This window comes from Emcibacter sp. SYSU 3D8 (assembly GCF_039655875.1).
Classification (GTDB): Bacteria; Pseudomonadota; Alphaproteobacteria; order SMXS01; family SMXS01; genus RI-34.
In genome coordinates, this window is record NZ_JBBYXK010000001.1 from 1,206,021 (window position 1) to 1,222,833 (window position 16,813).

At 65.9% G+C, this 16,813-nt stretch carries 18 protein-coding genes; 9 read left to right on the forward strand and 9 right to left on the reverse strand.

The features are described from left to right. Window position 1 precedes the first annotated feature (1 nt). Together WJU21_RS05635 and WJU21_RS05640 are read right to left on the reverse strand one after the other, a co-directional pair. Window positions 2–331, reverse strand: coding sequence for a hypothetical protein (locus tag WJU21_RS05635; protein ID WP_346322391.1), 330 nt, complete (start codon window positions 329–331; stop codon window positions 2–4). Between the two features lie 276 nt (window positions 332–607). After that, complete coding sequence (locus tag WJU21_RS05640; RefSeq protein ID WP_346322392.1) at window positions 608–1,918, reverse strand: amidohydrolase; 1,311 nt, start codon at window positions 1,916–1,918, stop codon at window positions 608–610. A 48-nt stretch (window positions 1,919–1,966) separates the two neighbouring features. Between WJU21_RS05640 and WJU21_RS05645 the strand changes: the two genes are divergently transcribed. Continuing rightward, a complete protein-coding gene (locus WJU21_RS05645; RefSeq protein ID WP_346322393.1) occupies window positions 1,967–2,263 on the forward strand; it encodes a hypothetical protein in 297 nt (98 codons plus the stop codon). A 6-nt stretch (window positions 2,264–2,269) separates the two neighbouring features. Here the strand turns inward: WJU21_RS05645 and WJU21_RS05650 are convergent, their stop codons facing one another. Further along, window positions 2,270–3,016: a rhomboid family intramembrane serine protease gene (locus tag WJU21_RS05650; protein ID WP_346322394.1), complete on the reverse strand. Its 747-nt coding sequence runs from the start codon at window positions 3,014–3,016 to the stop codon at window positions 2,270–2,272. 136 nt (window positions 3,017–3,152) lie between these two features. Here WJU21_RS05650 and WJU21_RS05655 point away from each other — a divergent pair, with 136 nt between their 5' ends. Further along, window positions 3,153–3,680 carry a VOC family protein gene (locus WJU21_RS05655; protein ID WP_346322395.1) on the forward strand — a complete coding sequence of 176 codons (528 nt, stop codon included), beginning with the start codon at window positions 3,153–3,155 and terminating at the stop codon, window positions 3,678–3,680. A 71-nt stretch (window positions 3,681–3,751) separates the two neighbouring features. On the opposite strand, the gene WJU21_RS05660 is transcribed toward WJU21_RS05655, so the two are convergent. Continuing rightward, entirely contained in the window at window positions 3,752–4,546 is a 795-nt protein-coding gene (locus WJU21_RS05660; protein WP_346322396.1) for a hypothetical protein, read from the reverse strand. A gap of 242 nt (window positions 4,547–4,788) precedes the next feature. Between WJU21_RS05660 and WJU21_RS05665 the strand changes: the two genes are divergently transcribed. From WJU21_RS05665 to hspQ, 5 genes are all read left to right on the forward strand, one after another. After that, window positions 4,789–5,979, forward strand: a complete 1,191-nt coding sequence (locus WJU21_RS05665; RefSeq protein ID WP_346322397.1) for an MFS transporter — start codon at window positions 4,789–4,791, stop codon at window positions 5,977–5,979. 95 nt (window positions 5,980–6,074) lie between these two features. Further along, window positions 6,075–7,415 carry a cytochrome P450 gene (locus WJU21_RS05670; protein WP_346322398.1) on the forward strand — a complete coding sequence of 447 codons (1,341 nt, stop codon included), beginning with the start codon at window positions 6,075–6,077 and terminating at the stop codon, window positions 7,413–7,415. Continuing rightward, window positions 7,415–8,644: an acyl-CoA dehydrogenase family protein gene (locus tag WJU21_RS05675; RefSeq protein WP_346322399.1), complete on the forward strand. Its 1,230-nt coding sequence runs from the start codon at window positions 7,415–7,417 to the stop codon at window positions 8,642–8,644. Before WJU21_RS05670 ends, WJU21_RS05675 begins: the two co-directional genes overlap by 1 nt. Window positions 8,645–8,840: 196 nt before the next feature. Further along, on the forward strand, window positions 8,841–9,827 hold the full coding sequence (locus WJU21_RS05680) for an aldo/keto reductase (RefSeq protein WP_346322400.1): 987 nt from the start codon (window positions 8,841–8,843) through the stop codon (window positions 9,825–9,827). 9 nt (window positions 9,828–9,836) lie between these two features. Beyond that, a complete protein-coding gene (hspQ, locus tag WJU21_RS05685; RefSeq protein WP_346322401.1) occupies window positions 9,837–10,166 on the forward strand; it encodes a heat shock protein HspQ in 330 nt (109 codons plus the stop codon). A gap of 12 nt (window positions 10,167–10,178) precedes the next feature. On the opposite strand, the gene WJU21_RS05690 is transcribed toward hspQ, so the two are convergent. Continuing rightward, window positions 10,179–10,556: a nuclear transport factor 2 family protein gene (locus WJU21_RS05690; RefSeq protein ID WP_346322402.1), complete on the reverse strand. Its 378-nt coding sequence runs from the start codon at window positions 10,554–10,556 to the stop codon at window positions 10,179–10,181. Between the two features lie 70 nt (window positions 10,557–10,626). Between WJU21_RS05690 and WJU21_RS05695 the strand changes: the two genes are divergently transcribed. Next, entirely contained in the window at window positions 10,627–12,177 is a 1,551-nt protein-coding gene (locus WJU21_RS05695; RefSeq protein WP_346322403.1) for a carboxyl transferase domain-containing protein, read from the forward strand. A gap of 2 nt (window positions 12,178–12,179) precedes the next feature. On the opposite strand, the gene WJU21_RS05700 is transcribed toward WJU21_RS05695, so the two are convergent. From WJU21_RS05700 to WJU21_RS05715, 4 genes are all read right to left on the reverse strand, one after another. Continuing rightward, entirely contained in the window at window positions 12,180–13,097 is a 918-nt protein-coding gene (locus WJU21_RS05700) for an alpha/beta hydrolase (RefSeq protein ID WP_346322404.1), read from the reverse strand. Window positions 13,098–13,147: 50 nt separating this feature from the next. Continuing rightward, window positions 13,148–13,618, reverse strand: a complete 471-nt coding sequence (locus WJU21_RS05705; RefSeq protein WP_346322405.1) for a pyridoxamine 5'-phosphate oxidase family protein — start codon at window positions 13,616–13,618, stop codon at window positions 13,148–13,150. A 109-nt stretch (window positions 13,619–13,727) separates the two neighbouring features. Then, window positions 13,728–14,669 (reverse strand): alpha/beta hydrolase, encoded by a 942-nt coding sequence (locus WJU21_RS05710; protein WP_346322406.1) that lies wholly within the window; start codon window positions 14,667–14,669, stop codon window positions 13,728–13,730. 42 nt (window positions 14,670–14,711) lie between these two features. Then, complete coding sequence (locus WJU21_RS05715; RefSeq protein ID WP_346322407.1) at window positions 14,712–15,770, reverse strand: AI-2E family transporter; 1,059 nt, start codon at window positions 15,768–15,770, stop codon at window positions 14,712–14,714. Between the two features lie 134 nt (window positions 15,771–15,904). On the opposite strand from WJU21_RS05715, the gene WJU21_RS05720 reads away from it, so the two are divergent. Further along, window positions 15,905–16,813, forward strand: a complete 909-nt coding sequence (locus WJU21_RS05720) for a DMT family transporter (protein WP_346322408.1) — start codon at window positions 15,905–15,907, stop codon at window positions 16,811–16,813.

The following is a 16,813-nucleotide window of genomic DNA, read 5'->3' on the forward strand; positions in this document are numbered from 1 at the left end:
CCTACTGGATGGCGTAGACGCCGGTGACCACCGTTTCCCTCGGGCTGTCCTCCGCGGCGCGGATTGCCACGTTCCGGGCCTGGACCATCACGCAATCGCCATAGGCGAGCATGCCCTCGTTGCCGTCGTAGCTGATCGTCGCTCCTGCGTTCGTGTCGCCGTCGAGGCAGATCTGGACGTCGCCGGTCTCGGCCATGTCGGCAAGCTGCTTGACGGCGCCCCCTCTGACTTCGAACGGCAAGGGCAGCCCAACACCCGCAAGCCACGACGGCGCGCCCATGAACAGGGCGCACAGGGCGATCACCAGCCCAATGCCTGCCACGTTCTGCATCTGCCTGTCCCTTGCGATTTCCGTTGCACGACCGCTAGCGCCAGAAAGCGCCGATAGTTTGACCATGCCGCGACGGAAAAAAGCGCCCTGGCGCCGCCGGTCCCCTGCGCCGTTGATCGCGATCAATGCGGGCGCTTGCCCGCCGGTGTGAAATCGTGATGCAGACACGCGGGCTCCGTCCGCGCCGACGCAGGACGGTACATTGCTTACCCGCAGACGCTTCCCGCGCCGTACCGTTCTCCCAACTTGGCCCCGGCTCCCCGGCCGGGGCCTCCTTTATCTGGCGCCCGCCATGTAATCCAGGGTCAGGGTCACCATGGCCTCGACCCCGGTTTTCAGCGCGGCCTCGTTGACATGGAAGTCCGGCGAGTGGTTGGGCGCGGCGTCACCGGCCTTCACGTCAGCCTTGTTGATGCCCAGGAAAAAGTACAGCCCCGGCACCTCCTTCTGGTACCAGGCGAAGTCCTCGGCGCCCATGGTCGCCGGCGCATCCCGCAAAATGCCGCCCGCGCCCGCGCCGACCCGCTCCAGCGACGGCATCATCCGCGCCACCAGGCCGGGCGGATTGAACACCGGCGGCGCATAGGGCTTGATCTCCACATCGGCGCTCGCGCCCACCACCTCCGCGATCCCGTCGATGGTCCCGCGAATGCGGTCGAGGAACGCGTCATGGGTCTCGGGGTCCAAATGGCGGATGGTGCCCGACATCTCGACCCTGTCGGGAATGATGTTGTGGCGCACGCCGCCCGATATCCGGCCGATCGAGATCACCACCGGGGACGCCGAAGCGTCCATCTGCCGGGTCACCATCGTCTGCAGGCCCAGGATGATCTGTGCCGACGCGGTCACCGGATCGACGCCCTTCGACGGCATGGCGCCGTGAGTCTGCCGCCCGTGCACGGTGATGGCAAGCTGGTCGGAGCCCGCCATGGTGCCGCCGTTGCGCACGGTAAGCTGCCCCGGCGGTCCCGGCCAGGTATGCAGGCCGAACACCACGTCGGCCTTGGGATCGGCCAGCGCGCCCTCGGCGATCATCTGTCTGGCGCCGCCGGTTTCGCCGGCTGGCACGCCCTCTTCGGCCGGCTGGAACAGGAACACCACCGTGCCAGGCAGATCGGCCTGGCGGCCGGCCAGTACCGTGGCAGCCCCCAACAGGATCGCCGTATGGGCGTCGTGCCCGCAGGCATGCATGACACCGACCTGCTGGCCGTTATAGTCGGCCTTCACCGTGGAGGCGAAAGGCAGTCCCGCGGGCTCGGTCACGGGCAGCGCGTCCATGTCGGCGCGCAGGGCGACCACCGGGCCGGGCAATCCGCCCTTCAGCACGCCGACAACACCCGTATGCGCCACGCCGGTGCGCACCTCCAGGCCCAGCGAGCGCAACTGATCGGCGACGATCTTCGCCGTGCGGTGCTCGCGGTTTCCCAGTTCCGGGTGCTGATGGATGTCGCGGCGCCAGGCAATCACCTGCGCGTCCACGGCCGCGGCCTGCGCACGGATGGCAGCCTGTTCGGGCGTGGTAGCGGCGGCAGGCGCGGCCAGAGGCAACGTCAGTACCGCGCCGAGCATCAGGGTCGTTCTCCGCATGCCGTGCTCCTCGCTTTGCCGGGCTATCGAGGCTAGGCGGCCCTGTCCGTGCTGTCGAGACGGTTGATCCCGGTCAATGCGCCGATGTGGACCCTGCCAGACCATCCGGCGTCCGCAATCCCGAGGAAGAAACAGGCGATGAAAGGAATTCCGGTGGAGCTTTTGAGTGAAAGCAGCCCCAGTCGCGATGCCGCGCTGCGTGCCTATTCGGCGTTGCGGGCGAGCGGCGTGATCGACCCGCGTGCCTTCGAAGCGGCAGTGACCGTCCTGCGTCACCATCACCCCGAGACCCAGCCCTGGCACGCCCGCCATATCCTCGCGGGATGGCTGGCGCCCGACGCATAAGCCGCGTCAGCGCCGCCCCCAGGGGCCGTCGGCCGGATCGCGCTTCTTGCGGATGACGCTGAATGGGCGGTGATGGCCGCGGGCGAAATAGGGGATGTTCCCCGGCTTGAGAAACGGCAGCAGCACCATGCCCGCGACGAACCCGCCCACATGGGCCCAGAAGGCGACGCCCCCTTCGCCGGACGGCCCGCGTAGGCCATCGAGCAATTGCAGCACGAACCACAGGCCAAGCACGATCAGCGCCGGCACGAACACCAGCCCGAACGGGAACATCAGAACCTTCACGTTGGCCCGCGGGAACAGCAGGAAATAGGCGCCCAGCACGCCCGAGACGGCGCCGCTCGCGCCTACCATCGGGATCTTCGAGTCGGGATGCAGCAGCGCCTGGGTCAGTGCCGCAGCCACGCCGCACAGCAGATAGAAGAGCAGGAAGCGCCCCCGGCCCAGCACCATCTCCACATTGTCACCGAAGATCCACAGATAGAGCATGTTGCCGGCCAGATGCATGAACCCGCCATGCATGAACATGGAGGTGAACAGCGTCGCCCATGCCGGGATGACGGCAAGTTCTTCGGGCAGTTGCAGGCTGTTGAACAACACCACCGGGATCATGCCGAAGACGTAGACAGCCTCCTGCGCATCCTGCTCCGACAACCCGGCCTGCCAGAGGTAAACAAGCACGCAAAGGGCGATGATGGCCCAGGTCAGATAGGACCGGCCGCCATGCGGATTGTCGTCAAAAAGTGGGAACATCAGGTGATTCTACAGGGGGCTGGCCACGCACGCACATGCTTTCAATGCCGGAACGAGCCCATTGTTCCCTTTATCCATGAATGTACCGTGGCTAGTATGACCCGCGACTCACAACGTGTTCGGGGAGAGAACCGTCATGCCGTTGCTCAATCGCGCCAGCGTCGTCCAGAACTGCTATGTCGTCAATGACTTGCGCGAAGCGTGCAAGCGCTATAACGAAGTTTACGGCGTCGGGCCGTTCTTCGTGTTCGATCACATCCCGCTGGTGAAGAACTGGTATCGGGGCAGCGAGGCGCCGCTCGACATCTCGGCCGCCTTCGTCCAGTCGGGCGATCTCAACATCGAGTTCATCCAGCAGCACAACGACGGCCCGAGCTGCTACCGCGACATGTTCAAGCCGGGCGAGGAAGGCTTCCACCATACCGCCATCTTCTGCGAGGATTACGATGCCGAGAAGAAGGCCTTCGAGGCGGCGGGCTTTCCCATCGCCAACGAGTTCCAGACCAGCGAGACCACGTTCCTGTGCTACACCGACACCCGCAAGGCGCTCGGCCACATGATCGAGCTGTATCAGGATCATCCCGGCGTGCGCGGTATGTACGCCATGATCCGCGAGGCCGCCGAAACCTGGGACGGCAAGGACATCTTCAAGAACCTGGGCTGATATCCGACGCCGGTCCGGGCCGAATTCCCGGAACGAAAAAACGGGGCGCTCGGCGCCCCGTTTGCTTGTCCTCAGCGGCCGCGGCCACCGCCGCGGGAGTTGCCGCCGCGAGAACCGCCGCTCCAGCCGCCACCGCCGTCGGAGCCTCCGCTCCAGCCTGAGCCGCGTGAACCGCTGCCCGATCCCCGGGCGCCGCCATCCGACCGGCTGTTGCCCCTGCCAGAGCTGCGCGCAGCCGCACCGGCGTCCCGTCGCTCCGCCTTCGACATACCGCCCTCGCGGCGCCGGTCGCTGCCGCGCCAATTGCCCTCTCCGCCCTGCCGCATCCCGCGGCTGACGGCGGATTCGTGGCGCGCAGCCGCCCGGGCCCGGCTGAATTGTCCGCGCAGCTGCGCTGGATTGCTGGCCAGCCTCGGCATCCTGTAGCCAGTGCCCTGACCAGCCTGAGCTGTGTCCGGCTTGCCCTTGCCGCCGACATATGCAGGCCCGGCCCGGCCCTGCTGGGCACCCGCGACCTTGGCATCCTGATGGCGGCCATGTCCACCGCGCCCCGGCCGGTCGGCGTGACCACGGCCGCCACGCCAGTCGCCCGCGTGCTCGCGGCGCCAGCCATCCGGCCAGTGCCGGTGCTGGCGCCAGTAGCTCCAGTAGTGACGGGGCACCTGCACGGGCGGGCAATAGGCGTAGTAGCCCGGGTAATAGGAATAATAATGCCCCGGATAATCGTAGAAACCACCGCCGTAATAGGCGCCGCCATAATTGTCGGCGACCTCGTCCGGATAGACGGCGCAGCCCGCCAGCAGGCTCACGGCCACCGCCGTCAGCCAGAGCCTCAGTCGCGGCGTCTTGCACCCCTGCCCCATCATCGGCGCTCTCCGTTCATGTATGGTGTTCAGGACTACATATAGGCCGGGAAGCCCCCGGGAGCGACCGCGCCGGCACATCCGGATCGCCGCTGCTCCGGGCCTCGCGCAGGGCAAATCCGCCACGGATTCAGCGATGCCGCCGCACCATCCGCCACCGCCCGCTTTTTCGATAACAGCTTCCGGGGGCCTATGTTAGCGTCATCGGGACCGTTGCACATCACGCGATCTTGGGGAGGAACGCGGTGTCTACAAACGTCTCGGGCGCGAGCCATCTGGTGTCGCTCCGGCCGCTCGGCCTCGGCGCGCTTTCTGCCGTCATGGTGCTGGGCTACGCCGGCGGCCTTGCCATGCCGTTCAACATGCAGGCGATCGGCAGCCACTTCCAGACCACCCAGACCATGGCCGGCGCCGTTGCCGCCGGCGAACTGATCGCGATCTCGCTGACGTCGTTCATCGCGGCGCGCTACGCCGCCCGGATCGACCCGCGCCGCGGTATCGCGGCCGGCGTGTTCGTGATCCTGCTGGCCAATCTCGCCACCCTGTTCGTGCAGGATCTGTTCACCCTCGCGGCCGTCCGGTTCATCGCCGGCTGCGGCGCTGGTCCGGCCATCGCGCTCACCATGTCTCTTGCCGGGCGCAGCGACAACCCGCGCGTCACCTTCGGCGTGACCAACAGCGCCATCGGCGTAATGGGCATGTTCCTGTCCGTCGGCGTGCCGACCGCCCTGGAAACCTACGGCATGCAAGGCGCTTACGGCGTCTATGCCCTGTGCGGCGTCATCGCCCTGCCGCTGGTGTTGCTGGTGCCGTCACCGCCAAAACCGGTGATCGTCGCCGACAGCGGCCCCGCGGAAGTGCCGTCGATTCCGAAGGCCGGTTGGGCCGCCCTGATCGGCCTTGCCATGATCCTGTTCGGCAACGGCGTGCTGATGATGTTGATCTTCACCATCGGCGTCGAACGCGCCATTCCCCCTGCCACCTTGAAGCTGATCTTCTTCATCGCCAGCTTCGCCATGGCGATCGGGCCGCTGATCGCCGGGTTCCTCGGCTCGAAACTGAGCGCCACACTGCCGATCAGCGTTATCATCGCCGGCCTCGTCATCTCCGCCTGGATGCTGGGCAACATGAACGAGAGCGTCGTTTACATCATCTTCGGGCCGCTCTTTGCCGTGTTGCCGATCCTGATGCTGCCCATCGCGCTGGCGGCGTTCTCGGTCGTCGATCCCAGCGGGCGCATGGCCGGCACATTTCCCAGTTTCATGACTTTCGCCGCCGCGTTCGCACCGTTCGTGGGTGGTCGCGTGAAGGATCTGGGCGGCGATCCGGCGCTGGGCTGGGTCGCCGTCGTGTTCATCGTCATTGGCGGCATCCTGCTCGGGCAGATCGCGGTTTCGGCCGACCGATTGCGCCGGCAGCAGATCGCACTGGCCTAGGGGCCGCCCCAAAATGGGACATGTGTTAACACTCCGTTACTTGTTGGTAACAGAGACTCGCATTAGGTACTGTGCTTAATCACAGGAGATACCTCATGGCCCGAAATCTGCGCCTGAACGGCATTCCCGGCGAGGCCGGACTGCCGTTCGTAGGCAAATCCCTGGATCTGCTGCGCGATCCGGCCGCGGTGAGCAACTCCATGGTCAGCAAGTATGGCACCATCTACTGGTCCAGGGCGTTCGGCCGCACCAACGTCACCCTGCTCGGCCCGGACGCCAACGAATTCGTGCTGATGGACCGGGACCGCAATTTCTCGTCCAAGGGCGGCTGGGGCCCGATCCTCGGGCGGCTGTTTCCCAACGGCCTGATGCTGCGCGACTTCGACGATCACCGGGCACACCGCCGGATCATGCAGGTGGCGTTCAAGCAGCCGGCCATGCAGGCCTATGTGGAAAAGCTCAACGAGGGAATCCGCCAGGGCCTGGACCGCTGGCGCGAACAGGGCGACTTCCGCTTCTACGAGGCGATCAAGCAGCTGACGCTCAACACTGCCGCGTCGGTGTTCCTGGGCATGCCGCTGGGGCCCGAAGCCGACCGGGTCAACCGGGCCTTCTTCGACAGCGTGCAGGCGGCGGTCTCGGTGATCCGGACGCCGATCCCCGGCACCAAGATGTGGCGCGGCGTGCGGGGCCGGAAGTATCTGGAAGCGTTTTTCCTGGAGCAGATCCCGCTGCGCCGCGGCAGCGCCAGCACGGACATGTTCACCCTGCTGTGCAACGCCGTGGACGAAGACGGCAATTCCTATACGGATGCCGATGTGATCGACCACATGGACTTCCTGATGATGGCGGCGCACGACACGCTGACCAGTTCCATCACCACGCTGATCTATCATTTATGCCGCAACCCGGAATGGCAGGACGCCGCCCGGCGTGAATGCGCCGCGCTGGGGCTGTCCAGCGACAACCTGCCCTATGAGCGGCTGAACGATATCCAGATCATCGAATGGTGCTTCAAGGAAGCCCTGCGGATCAACCCGCCGGTGCCGTCGATTCCCCGCACCGCGGTGCGCGATTGCGAGTTCGGCGGCTACACGATCCCGGCCGGCACCGCGGTCGCCATCAGTCCCGGCTATACCCACAGAATGCCCGAGCTGTGGCAGAACCCGGACAAGTTCGAGCCCGACCGCTTCTCCGAACAGCGTGCCGAGGACCGCTCGCACCGCTTCGCCTGGGTGCCGTTCGGCGGCGGCGCGCATATGTGCATCGGCCTGCATTTCGCCTACATGCAGACCAAGGTGTTCATGTACCAGCTGCTGCTCAATTATCGTTTCCACCTGGACGACGGCTACGAGGCCGACTTCCAGATCATGCCGATCCCCAAGCCCAAGGACGGCCTGCCGATCCATCTCCGACCGCTCAAGGAAGCTGCCTGATGAATTTCGAAGACTCGCCCGAGGAAGCCCAGTTCCGCGCCCAGGCCCGCGCCTGGCTGGCCGAAAACGCCGCCGAATACCGCAAGCCGCTGCCCGAGAACATGACCGAGGCGGAAACGCTGAAGATGGCCCGGGCCTGGCAGGCGAAGAAGGCCGCCGCCGGCTATGCCGCCATCACCTGGCCGAAGGACGTCGGCGGCCTTGGCGGCACACCCATGGAACGGGTGATTTTCGAGCAGGAGGAGAGCGAGTATAATTTGCCGCCCGCCGTGTTCTCCATCGGCCTGGGCATGTGCATGCCGACCATGATGGCTTTCGCCACGCCCGAGCAGCAGAAGCGTTTTGTGCCGAAGGCGCTGGCCGGCGAGGAGATCTGGTGCCAGCTGTTCTCCGAGCCCGCAGGCGGCTCGGATCTGGCGGCGCTGCGCACCAAGGCCGAGCGCGACGGCGACGACTGGATCGTCAACGGCCAGAAGATCTGGACGTCGGGCGCCCAGTTCTCCGACTGGGGCATCCTCGTCACGCGCACCGATCCGACGGTGCCGAAGCATCAGGGGCTGACCTTCTTCTTCCTCAGCATGAAGTCGCCCGGCGTCGAGGTGAAGCCGATCAAGCAGGCATCCGGCGGGCGCGGCTTCAACGAGGTCTATTTCACCAATGTCCGCATCCCGGACAGCCAGCGCCTGGGCGCCGTCGGCGACGGCTGGAAGGTGTCGCTGACCACGCTGATGAACGAACGGCTGTCGATCAGCGAGAACTCCCAGCGCGGCATCAATTTCGAGGCGCTGATGAAGCTGGCCAACGCTGTCGACGGCGCTCGGGGTCCGGCGATCCAGGACAAGGCGGTGCGCGAGCAGCTCGCCGACTGGTATGCCAAGTATATGGGCCTGCGCAACGGCCGCTACCGCACCATGACCGCCCTGTCGCAGGGCGCGCGGCCAGGGCCGGAAGCCTCGATCAACAAGGCGGTGTTCGCCGCCATGCTGCAGGACATGGCGTCCTTCGGCCTCGACCTGCTGGACACGGCCGGCATTGCCTACGATCCCGAACTGGAAGGCTTCCGCCGCCAGTTTGCCGAAGCCTATATGGGCTCGCCGGGCCTGCGCATCGCCGGCGGCACCGACGAGATCCTGCGCAACATCATCGCCGAGCGCGTCCTCGGCCTGCCGCCCGACATCCGCGCCGACAAGGGCATCCCGTTCAACAAGGTGCCGACCGGGGCGAATTAGGTTTCGCAAAAATATCTGTGATTTTGCGAGCATAGCGAAGCAACCCAGCCGTGCCGTTGATGGCTGTGTGGCGGCGGGACTGGATTGCTTCGCGGCGCTCGCAAAGACACTCGTGTTAATTGCAATCGTCGCCCAGCCCCATCGACACGCCCGCCCGGTCCGCTAGAATGGCCCCGGGAAAACAGGGGGAAGCACCATGAAATACACCCGTCTGGGAACGACTGGCATGCGCGTATCGCGGCTGTGCCTGGGCACCATGAGCTATGGCGATCCGGCGCAGCGCGCCTGGGTGCTGGACGAGAAGGCGGCGCGGCCGTTCTACGAGAAGGCCATCGAAGCCGGCATCAATTTCTTCGACACCGCCGATGTCTATTGCAACGGCGTTACCGAGGAAATTCTCGGCCGGGCGATCAAGGACCTGGTGCCGGACCGCGAGGATGTGGTGATCGCCACCAAGTGCTTCGGCGGCACCCACAACGGCAAGCTCAACCGCCACGGCCTGTCGCGCAAGAACATCATCGCATCGTGCGACGCATCGCTGAAGCGCATGGGGCTCGACTACATCGACCTCTACCAGATCCACCGCTTCGACTACAAAACGCCCATGGAAGAGACCATGGAGGCGCTGAGCGACCTGGTGCGCGCCGGCAAGGTCCGGTATCTGGGCGCCTCGTCCATGTTCGCCTGGCAGTTCGGCGAGTATCTGAGCCTCGCCGAAAAGCACGGCTGGGCGAAGTTCGTGTCCATGCAGAACCATTACAACCTGGTCTACCGCGAGGAAGAACGCGAGATGATCCCGCTGTGCGCCGCCAAGGGAGTCGGGCTGATCCCGTGGAGCCCGCTGGCGCGCGGCTTCCTGGCCGGAAACCGGCATCGCCAGGGCGGCGGCGATACCGCCCGCGCCACCTCCGACGACTTCGCCACCCAGCTTTACTACGCCGAGGACGACTTCAAGGTGGCCGATCGGAACGTCGAGGTCGCGGGGCGGCTGGGCGTGAAACCCATGCAGGTGGCGCTGGCCTGGATCCTGTCGAAACCGGCGGTTTCGGCGCCGATCATCGGCGCCACGAAACTGTCGCATCTCGACGATGCAATAGGCGCGCTTGATCTGAACCTGGATGAATCCGATATAAAACTGTTGGAAGAGCCCTATCGCCCCCATGCGATCCTGGGCCATGCATGAGGAATTGTCGTGTTACAGCGTGAGGCGAAGTACCATATCGGCCAGGTGGTGAAGCACCGCTTTTACCCGTTTCGGGGCGTGATCTTCGATATCGACGCGACCTTCAGCAACACCGAGGAATGGTGGCAATCGATCCCCGAGCACATGCGCCCGGCGAAGGATCAGCCCTATTACCACCTGCTGGCCGAGAACGACGAGAGCACCTATATCGCCTATGTCTCGCAGCAGAACCTGCTGCCCGACGAGTCCGGCGAACCGGTGCATCATCCGCAGGTGCCCGAGATGTTCGCCGAGATGGAAAACGGCACCTACGAACCGATCCACACCCAGACGCATTAAGCGCCGATCAGGTCAAACCGGTGCCGGAACCGGTCCGCCGGCGTGATGGTGGGCAAGCCGCCACATGCCGGATTCGCGCACGAATACGTTGGTGGCCAGCAGGCACGCCGATTCCATCAGCTCGTAGCACAGCACGATGGCCGTATCGCCGTGGATGACGGCGCTGGGATGGATGCATTCGATCTGCGGCCGGCCAGGATGGGCGAGGATGCCGCGCCAGCTGTCGAGCACCGGATCGCGCCCCTCGAGCTTTGGCCAGCCCGGATGCAGGCAGGTGACATCCGCCTCGTGGGCCCAGATCGCTTCCATGGCCGCCACGTCCGCCGCCGCGAAGGCATCGTAGAACGCCTCGTTGGCCGATATCACCGTGTCCTGATCGCCAAGCGCCATTCGCGGAGTGTGCGGTTGCCCGCCCGGTGACGTCAAGTTTACAGTCCCTGCCTGACCAAGGGGAACGTGCATGAGCTGGAAGGACGAGGCGGAGCAGATCCGCAGGCGGCGCGAACTGGCCAAGGGACAAGGCGGCCCGGACGGCATCGCCCGCCAGCATGCCAAGGGCCGGATGACCGTCCGCGAGCGCATCGACGGGCTGGTCGATGGCGGCAGCTTCGAGGAGCAGGGCGAAACCGCCGGACAGGCCGAGTTCGACGAGGCCGGCAACCTGACCGGCTTCCAGCCCGCCAATTACATTCTCGGCTTCGGCAAGCTGGACGGCCGCCGGGTCATCGTCGGCGGCGAGGATTTCACCCTGCGCGGCGGCTCGCCCAATGCGGCGGGATTGCGCAAGAGCGTCTTCGCCGAGGACATGGCCATCCGCTACCGGGTGCCGCTGGTGCGCTTCCTCGAGGGCGGCGGCGGCAGCGTGGCGGGCGCCAGCGGCAAGGGCCTGTCGTTCTCGCCGGTCTATGACCGCCCACGCTTCAAGTCGCTGGCCGACGCCATGGCCGCGGTGCCCGTCGCCGCGGCGGCGTGCGGACCGGTCGCCGGATTTCCCGCCGCGCGCCTCGCCGCCTCCCACTTCTCGGTGATGGTCAAGGACACGGCCCAGGTGCTGGTCGCCGGCCCGGCCGTGGTCGAGCGGGCGCTGGGCGTTGCCATGACCAAGGAGGAACTGGGCGGTCATCAGGTGCACCTGAAGAACGGCACCGTCGACAACCTGGCCAAGGACGAAGCCGACGCCTTCGCCCAGATCCGCCGCTTCCTGTCCTACATGCCGCAGAACGTCTGGGAGTTGCCGCCGGTCGCGAAGACCGGCGACGATCCGGCCCGCGCCGACGAGGCGCTGCTGGAGATCATCCCGCGCGACCGGCGCAAACCCTATGACGGGCGCAAGCTGGTCCAGCATGTCGTCGATCTGGGCAGCTTCTTCGAGCTGGGCCGCCGCTTCGGCCCGGGCCAGATCGTCGGCCTTGCCCGCATGGATGGCCGCCCGGTCGGCGTCATCGCCGCCGACTGCCGGTTCTCGGCCGGCGCCATGACCGCGCATGGCTCGCAGAAGGTGCGCCGCTTCGTCGACCTGTGCGACACCTTCCACCTGCCGGTCCTCAGCTTCGTCGACGAGCCCGGCTTCATGATCGGCCCGGACGCTGAGCAGGCCGGCACCATCCGCTATGGCACGGCCCTGGTGCTGGCGGTGATGCAAAGCCGCGTGCCGTGGGTGTCCATTGTCGTCAGGAAGAGTTTCGGCGTCGCCGCCGCCGCCCATTACGGTCCGGAAGGGCTGGTGCTGGCATGGCCATCCGCCGAGATGGGCGCCCTGCCCGTCGAGGGCGGCGTCGCCATCGCCTTCGCCCGCCAGCTGGCCGACGCCGAGGACCCGGACACCCTGCGCGCCGAACTGGAAGCCAAGCTGGCCAGCGCCAACGGCGCCTTCCCGCGCGGCGAGCAGTTCAACGTCCACGACCTGATCGACCCGCGCGAGACGCGGGCAAGGCTGTGCGCCTGGCTGGACTGGGTCGCGCCGCTGCTGGAAGACCAGAAAGGTCCGACCGGGTATTCGATCAGGCCTTAACCTCAGCCGCCCCGGTTCGGCCTGGAATGCCGCCATTCGGCCAGCAGCGCGCGCAACGCGGCGACGAACGGCAGCGGCTGGTCGAGGAACAGGTGGTGGTCGGCCTCGGGGATCGCGACGAACGGCACCGAGCTGTCCAGCACCTCGAACATGTAGTCGGCGATCTCCTGGCTGAACAGCTGGCTGCGGTCGCCGTACATGACGCCGACCCGGCACGGAATGCTTTTCAATGCCTCGCGCATGTCGCCGAAGCGGAACTTGCCGAACAGCTGATCGTCGAATTTCCAGCTCCAGCCGTCTTCCGACGGTGTCACCGAATGCCGGCCGATATAGTCGACCAGATAGTCGTTGGCGCATTCCTGCGGCGGCATCAGCCGGAACCGGGCCAGCGCGCTCTCGAAGTCCGGATAGATCTTTTTCGGGCGGATCGGCGCGCGCTTGCGGTCGCGCTGCCACTGGTAGTCGGGCGGCCGCACCGGCGAATCGACCAGCACCACGCCGGTCAGTTCGCTGCCCACGATAGTCGTGGCGTGCAGCGTGACGAAGCCGCCGAAGCTGTGGCCGACGATGATCGGCTTGTCATCGAAGCCCGCGTCGGCGCACACGCCCATCAGTTCGGCAGTAAACAGCTCGCCCGAATAGGCGTCGCGCCGGCCGCTGTCGCCGGCGCCCGACAGATCGATGGCCGCGACGCTGTAATGGTCGGTGAAGAACGGCGCCAGCGGCCGCCACCAATGGGCATGGGCGCCGCCGCCATGGACCAGCAGCAGGCCCGGCTTGCCCGGCTGCTCCCAGTGCAGATAGTGGATCGGACATCCCTCGACCTCGACCGTGCGGTCGCGATAGGGGACGGCGAGCGCCTTCCGGAACCATTCGGGGGCGTCGGGGTGAATCTGGTCGATCGGTGCTTCCCTGTTCATGCCCGCATCTTCCTTCGGCAAAGGGATGCGCGCAAGCGTCCGAACGCGCCTCAGGCGTTCCAGACGCCGGCCGGCTTGCCCTGCCCCAAATCTGCAATGGACCAGGTCTCGATCCGCCAGGGGATCAGCTTCAGCGCGCCATAGCTCGGATCGTCCACGCTCTTCCAGAACATGTTGAGGTTGTAGCCATAGGGCTCGGGCTTGGAGCCGAACAGCTTCCACACCCTGTCCTTCTCGGCAGGATCCTCGGCCCACTCGGTCTTGCAGTCGGCGATGACATGCTCCATCTGCGGCGTCCAGTAGGCCACCGAGACATAGGGATTGCCCGCCAGATGCCTGGCCTTGAGGCTCTGCCGCCCGGTGGCGATCCAGCCCTGCGGCCTGCCGTCGGGGAATTCCCACACCGGATGCAGGATTCGCGCCCGCATGCGGCCCTTGGTGTCCTGCGTCGTCACCGACGCCCAGACCACCGACGAAACCCGTGTCTCGAACGTTTCCCGAATATTGTCGAACGACGCCATGAACCCCTCCCTGCGTTACCAGCGGGAAACATAGCAGGGAAGCACCTTGTTCATCCACTTCACATTGCGTCAGGCCGCCGCAAGCCGGGAGAACAAACGGGCGAACGGCTCAGCCGTCCGCCATTTGGCGGATCGCCTCCTGCACCAGTTCGGGACGCTCCATGGGCAGGAAGTGCGTGGTGCCGGGGACCAGGTCGAGGCGCCAGTCCGGCTGACGCTCGCGAATCAGGTCGGGAACATCGCCCCTGAGCGTGGATTCGTGCTCGGCATAGAGTACATGCACCGGACAGCGCACCCGGCACAGCGGCCGCCAGAACACGTGGCCGGCCGAGGCGAAGGTGGCGGCCTCCCATGCGGGCGCGCAGGACAGCGCCACCTCGCCATTGGGCATATCGCGGGTGCCGCCCTCGATGTAGTCGCGCAGCACCGGGTCGGGCCAGGTGGCGAAGGCGCCGCGTCCCTTGTAGGCGTCAAACATCATCTGCCGTGTGCCGAACACCGCGCGGCGCCGCGCGGCGCCCTGCGCCAGCGGGTTGGGCGGCGGGCGCCCGAACCGGCGCGCGGTCGCCAGCAAACGCGACACATTGGGGTGCATCAGCACCGGCTCGATCATCACCAGGCCCCGCACCGCGCCGGGACGGGCCGCGGCGGCAAGCATGGCGACCCGGCCGCCCATGGAATGGCCGGACAGGAACGCCGGCTCGCCCAGATGCTCGAGGAAGGCGACAAGGTCGTCGCGGAACGTGTCCCAGGTTCTGAGCGAGTCGGGTTCCGCCTCGGCGTCTGACAGGCCGTGGCCGCGCTGGTCCAGTGCGACGATACGAAAGCGCTCCGCCAGCGGACCGAGCAGCTCGCGGTACGTGCCGGCGTTGAACCCCGTGGCGTGAGCGAACACCAGCAGCGGCTTCGACGCATCGCTCTCCCAGCGCAGCACCGAGAACGATCCGTGGCCGGGAAGATCGATGGTCTGCCGGACCGGATCGGGGCCGCTAGAGCGGCCCGCGTTCGCTTGAACGCGGACAAGCTGCTCTGGCTCTTTAGAATCGATCATCTTTCCGGGTTCAGATGAATTCATCTGAACCTCGGGATGATCTTAGAGGCGCGCTGGAGCATCCTGTATCTCCTTGATATTGCCATCGGCCGACATGAGCACGGCGATGCCCCGCGTCTGTTCGAAATTGGCGAGGATGATCATCATGATGACCATGATGGGAACGCTGAGGAACATGCCGACGATGCCCCAGATGGACCCCCACATGGCAAGCGAAAGGATGACCGCCAGCGAACTCAGGTTGAGCGCGCCGCCCATCAGCCTGGGCTCCAACACGTTGTCGATGATCAACTGGATGCCGGTCAAGCCGATACTGACGATCAGGAACGGCCCGATCGTCTCGAACTGCACCAGGGTCAGCAGCGCCGGGAACATGATGCCCAGGATCGAGCCGATGGTCGGGATGAAATTCAGCAGGAAGATCACGAACGCCCAGAACGGTGCATAATCCACGCCGACCAGGCTGAGCACCAGATAGCTGCACAGGCCGGTCGCGCTGCTCATGGCCGTCTTGAGCCGCATATATTTGCGGGTGTCATCGTTGATCTCGCGCAGGATCCGGCGAATCCGGTCGCGCCGTTCCGGATGGGGGAACAGCGCCTTGATCTTAGTCTCGAAGGCCGCCTGCTCGACGAACAGGAACAGCAGATAGACCAGCACCAGGCCGATATTGCCCATCAGGCCGGCGATGGTACCGGCCACCGAGCCAATCAGCGGCGCGATGTTGAACCGCTTCAGCAACTCGGGCAGGCGCGGCACCTGATCGAAGCCGAACACCGGCGCTACCCGCTCGATCAGTCCTTCGAATTTCCGCTGATATTCCGGCGCCGCCTGCGCCACCTCGGCCACGTTCTGGCTGACCATCAGGATCACCAGGCTCGAGAGTCCCAGCACCGTCAGGCCGGCGCCGGTCAGCGCCAGCCAGCGCGGCACGGCGCGGCCGAACACGCTGTCGCGCTGATACAGCCCGGCCAGCCCATCGATCAGCACCCAGAACAGCACGGCAAGGGCCAGCGGCACCAGCAGGGCCCGGCCCACGACCAGGAACACCATGACCAGGGCGACGATAATCAGCGCCGCGGCGTAATTGAGGATTTTCATGGGCTGTGCCTTGTTCAAAGATTCGGACGAGTCTGGTCGGCGCCGCCCGCCGAACCGGTCAACGCCGCACAATCGGCGTGACAACCAAACCGGCTGACTGCCATATACGGTCCCGCCTGCTTGCCGGAGCCGCCTTGACCCATCCCCACATCCCCGATCCCGCCGAGAACTCCATGCGCGGCATCATGCTGATGCTGGCCGCGTTCGTGACGTTCTCGTGCATGGACACGGTTTCGAAGCTGCTCGGAAGCATGGGTTATCCGGCGGTATTCATCACCTGGGGCCGGCTGCTGTCCCAAATCGTGCTGCTGATGCCGATCGTCATCATGCAGGGCGGTATATCAGTACTGAAAACGCACCATCCGGGCGGTCAGTTCCTGCGCGGCCTGGGCATGCTGGCCGCGGGGGTGTTCTTCATCTCGGGCCTGCACTTCCTGCCGCTCGCCACCATGACGTCGATCAACTTTGTCGGCCCGTTCATCGTCACCATGCTGTCGATCATTTTCCTGAAGGAAAAGGTGGGCAAGCACCGCTGGCTGGCCATCCTGGTCGGCTTTGCCGGGGCGCTGGTGATCATCCGTCCGGGCGGCGCCAGCTTCCAGTGGGCCTCGCTGTTCGCTGTCGGCGGCGCCTGCGGCTGGTCCGTCGCGGTGATCACCACGCGGCTGGTGCAGAAGGACGATTCCACCCTGACCACGTTGATGCTGACCGCCATCGTCGGCTTCCTCGGCTGCTCGCTGATGCTGCCGTTCTTCTGGACCACGCCAACGCCCGCGGCCGTCGGCCTGCTCATCGCCATGTCGATCGGCGGCACCGCCGGCCAGTTCCTGATGATCCGGGCGCTGCGCTATGCCGGCGCCTCGGTGCTGGCGCCGTTCGCTTACAGCCAGATCATCTGGTCGACGGCGCTGGGCTACATTTTCTGGCGGGAATTCCCCGACCAATGGACGTGGGTCGGGGCGGCGATCATCGTCGCCTGCGGTCTTTATGTCTGGTACCGCGAGCGGATGCTGTCCAGGCCCGGCTACCTCAAGACGCCCTAG

Excerpts from the sequence above, each read along its gene's own strand:
- WJU21_RS05635 (WP_346322391.1), bottom strand. The coding sequence starts at position 331 with ATGCAGAACGTGGCAGGCATTGGGCTGGTGATCGCCCTGTGCGCCCTG.
- WJU21_RS05640 (WP_346322392.1), bottom strand. The coding sequence starts at position 1,918 with ATGCGGAGAACGACCCTGATGCTCGGCGCGGTACTGACGTTGCCTCTG.
- WJU21_RS05650 (WP_346322394.1), bottom strand. The coding sequence starts at position 3,016 with ATGTTCCCACTTTTTGACGACAATCCGCATGGCGGCCGGTCCTATCTG.
- WJU21_RS05655 (WP_346322395.1), top strand. The coding sequence starts at position 3,153 with ATGCCGTTGCTCAATCGCGCCAGCGTCGTCCAGAACTGCTATGTCGTC.
- WJU21_RS05660 (WP_346322396.1), bottom strand. The coding sequence starts at position 4,546 with ATGATGGGGCAGGGGTGCAAGACGCCGCGACTGAGGCTCTGGCTGACG.
- WJU21_RS05670 (WP_346322398.1), top strand. The coding sequence starts at position 6,075 with ATGGCCCGAAATCTGCGCCTGAACGGCATTCCCGGCGAGGCCGGACTG.
- WJU21_RS05675 (WP_346322399.1), top strand. The coding sequence starts at position 7,415 with ATGAATTTCGAAGACTCGCCCGAGGAAGCCCAGTTCCGCGCCCAGGCC.
- WJU21_RS05680 (WP_346322400.1), top strand. The coding sequence starts at position 8,841 with ATGAAATACACCCGTCTGGGAACGACTGGCATGCGCGTATCGCGGCTG.
- WJU21_RS05690 (WP_346322402.1), bottom strand. The coding sequence starts at position 10,556 with ATGGCGCTTGGCGATCAGGACACGGTGATATCGGCCAACGAGGCGTTC.
- WJU21_RS05695 (WP_346322403.1), top strand. The coding sequence starts at position 10,627 with ATGAGCTGGAAGGACGAGGCGGAGCAGATCCGCAGGCGGCGCGAACTG.
- WJU21_RS05700 (WP_346322404.1), bottom strand. The coding sequence starts at position 13,097 with ATGAACAGGGAAGCACCGATCGACCAGATTCACCCCGACGCCCCCGAA.
- WJU21_RS05705 (WP_346322405.1), bottom strand. The coding sequence starts at position 13,618 with ATGGCGTCGTTCGACAATATTCGGGAAACGTTCGAGACACGGGTTTCG.
- WJU21_RS05710 (WP_346322406.1), bottom strand. The coding sequence starts at position 14,669 with ATGATCGATTCTAAAGAGCCAGAGCAGCTTGTCCGCGTTCAAGCGAAC.
- WJU21_RS05715 (WP_346322407.1), bottom strand. The coding sequence starts at position 15,770 with ATGAAAATCCTCAATTACGCCGCGGCGCTGATTATCGTCGCCCTGGTC.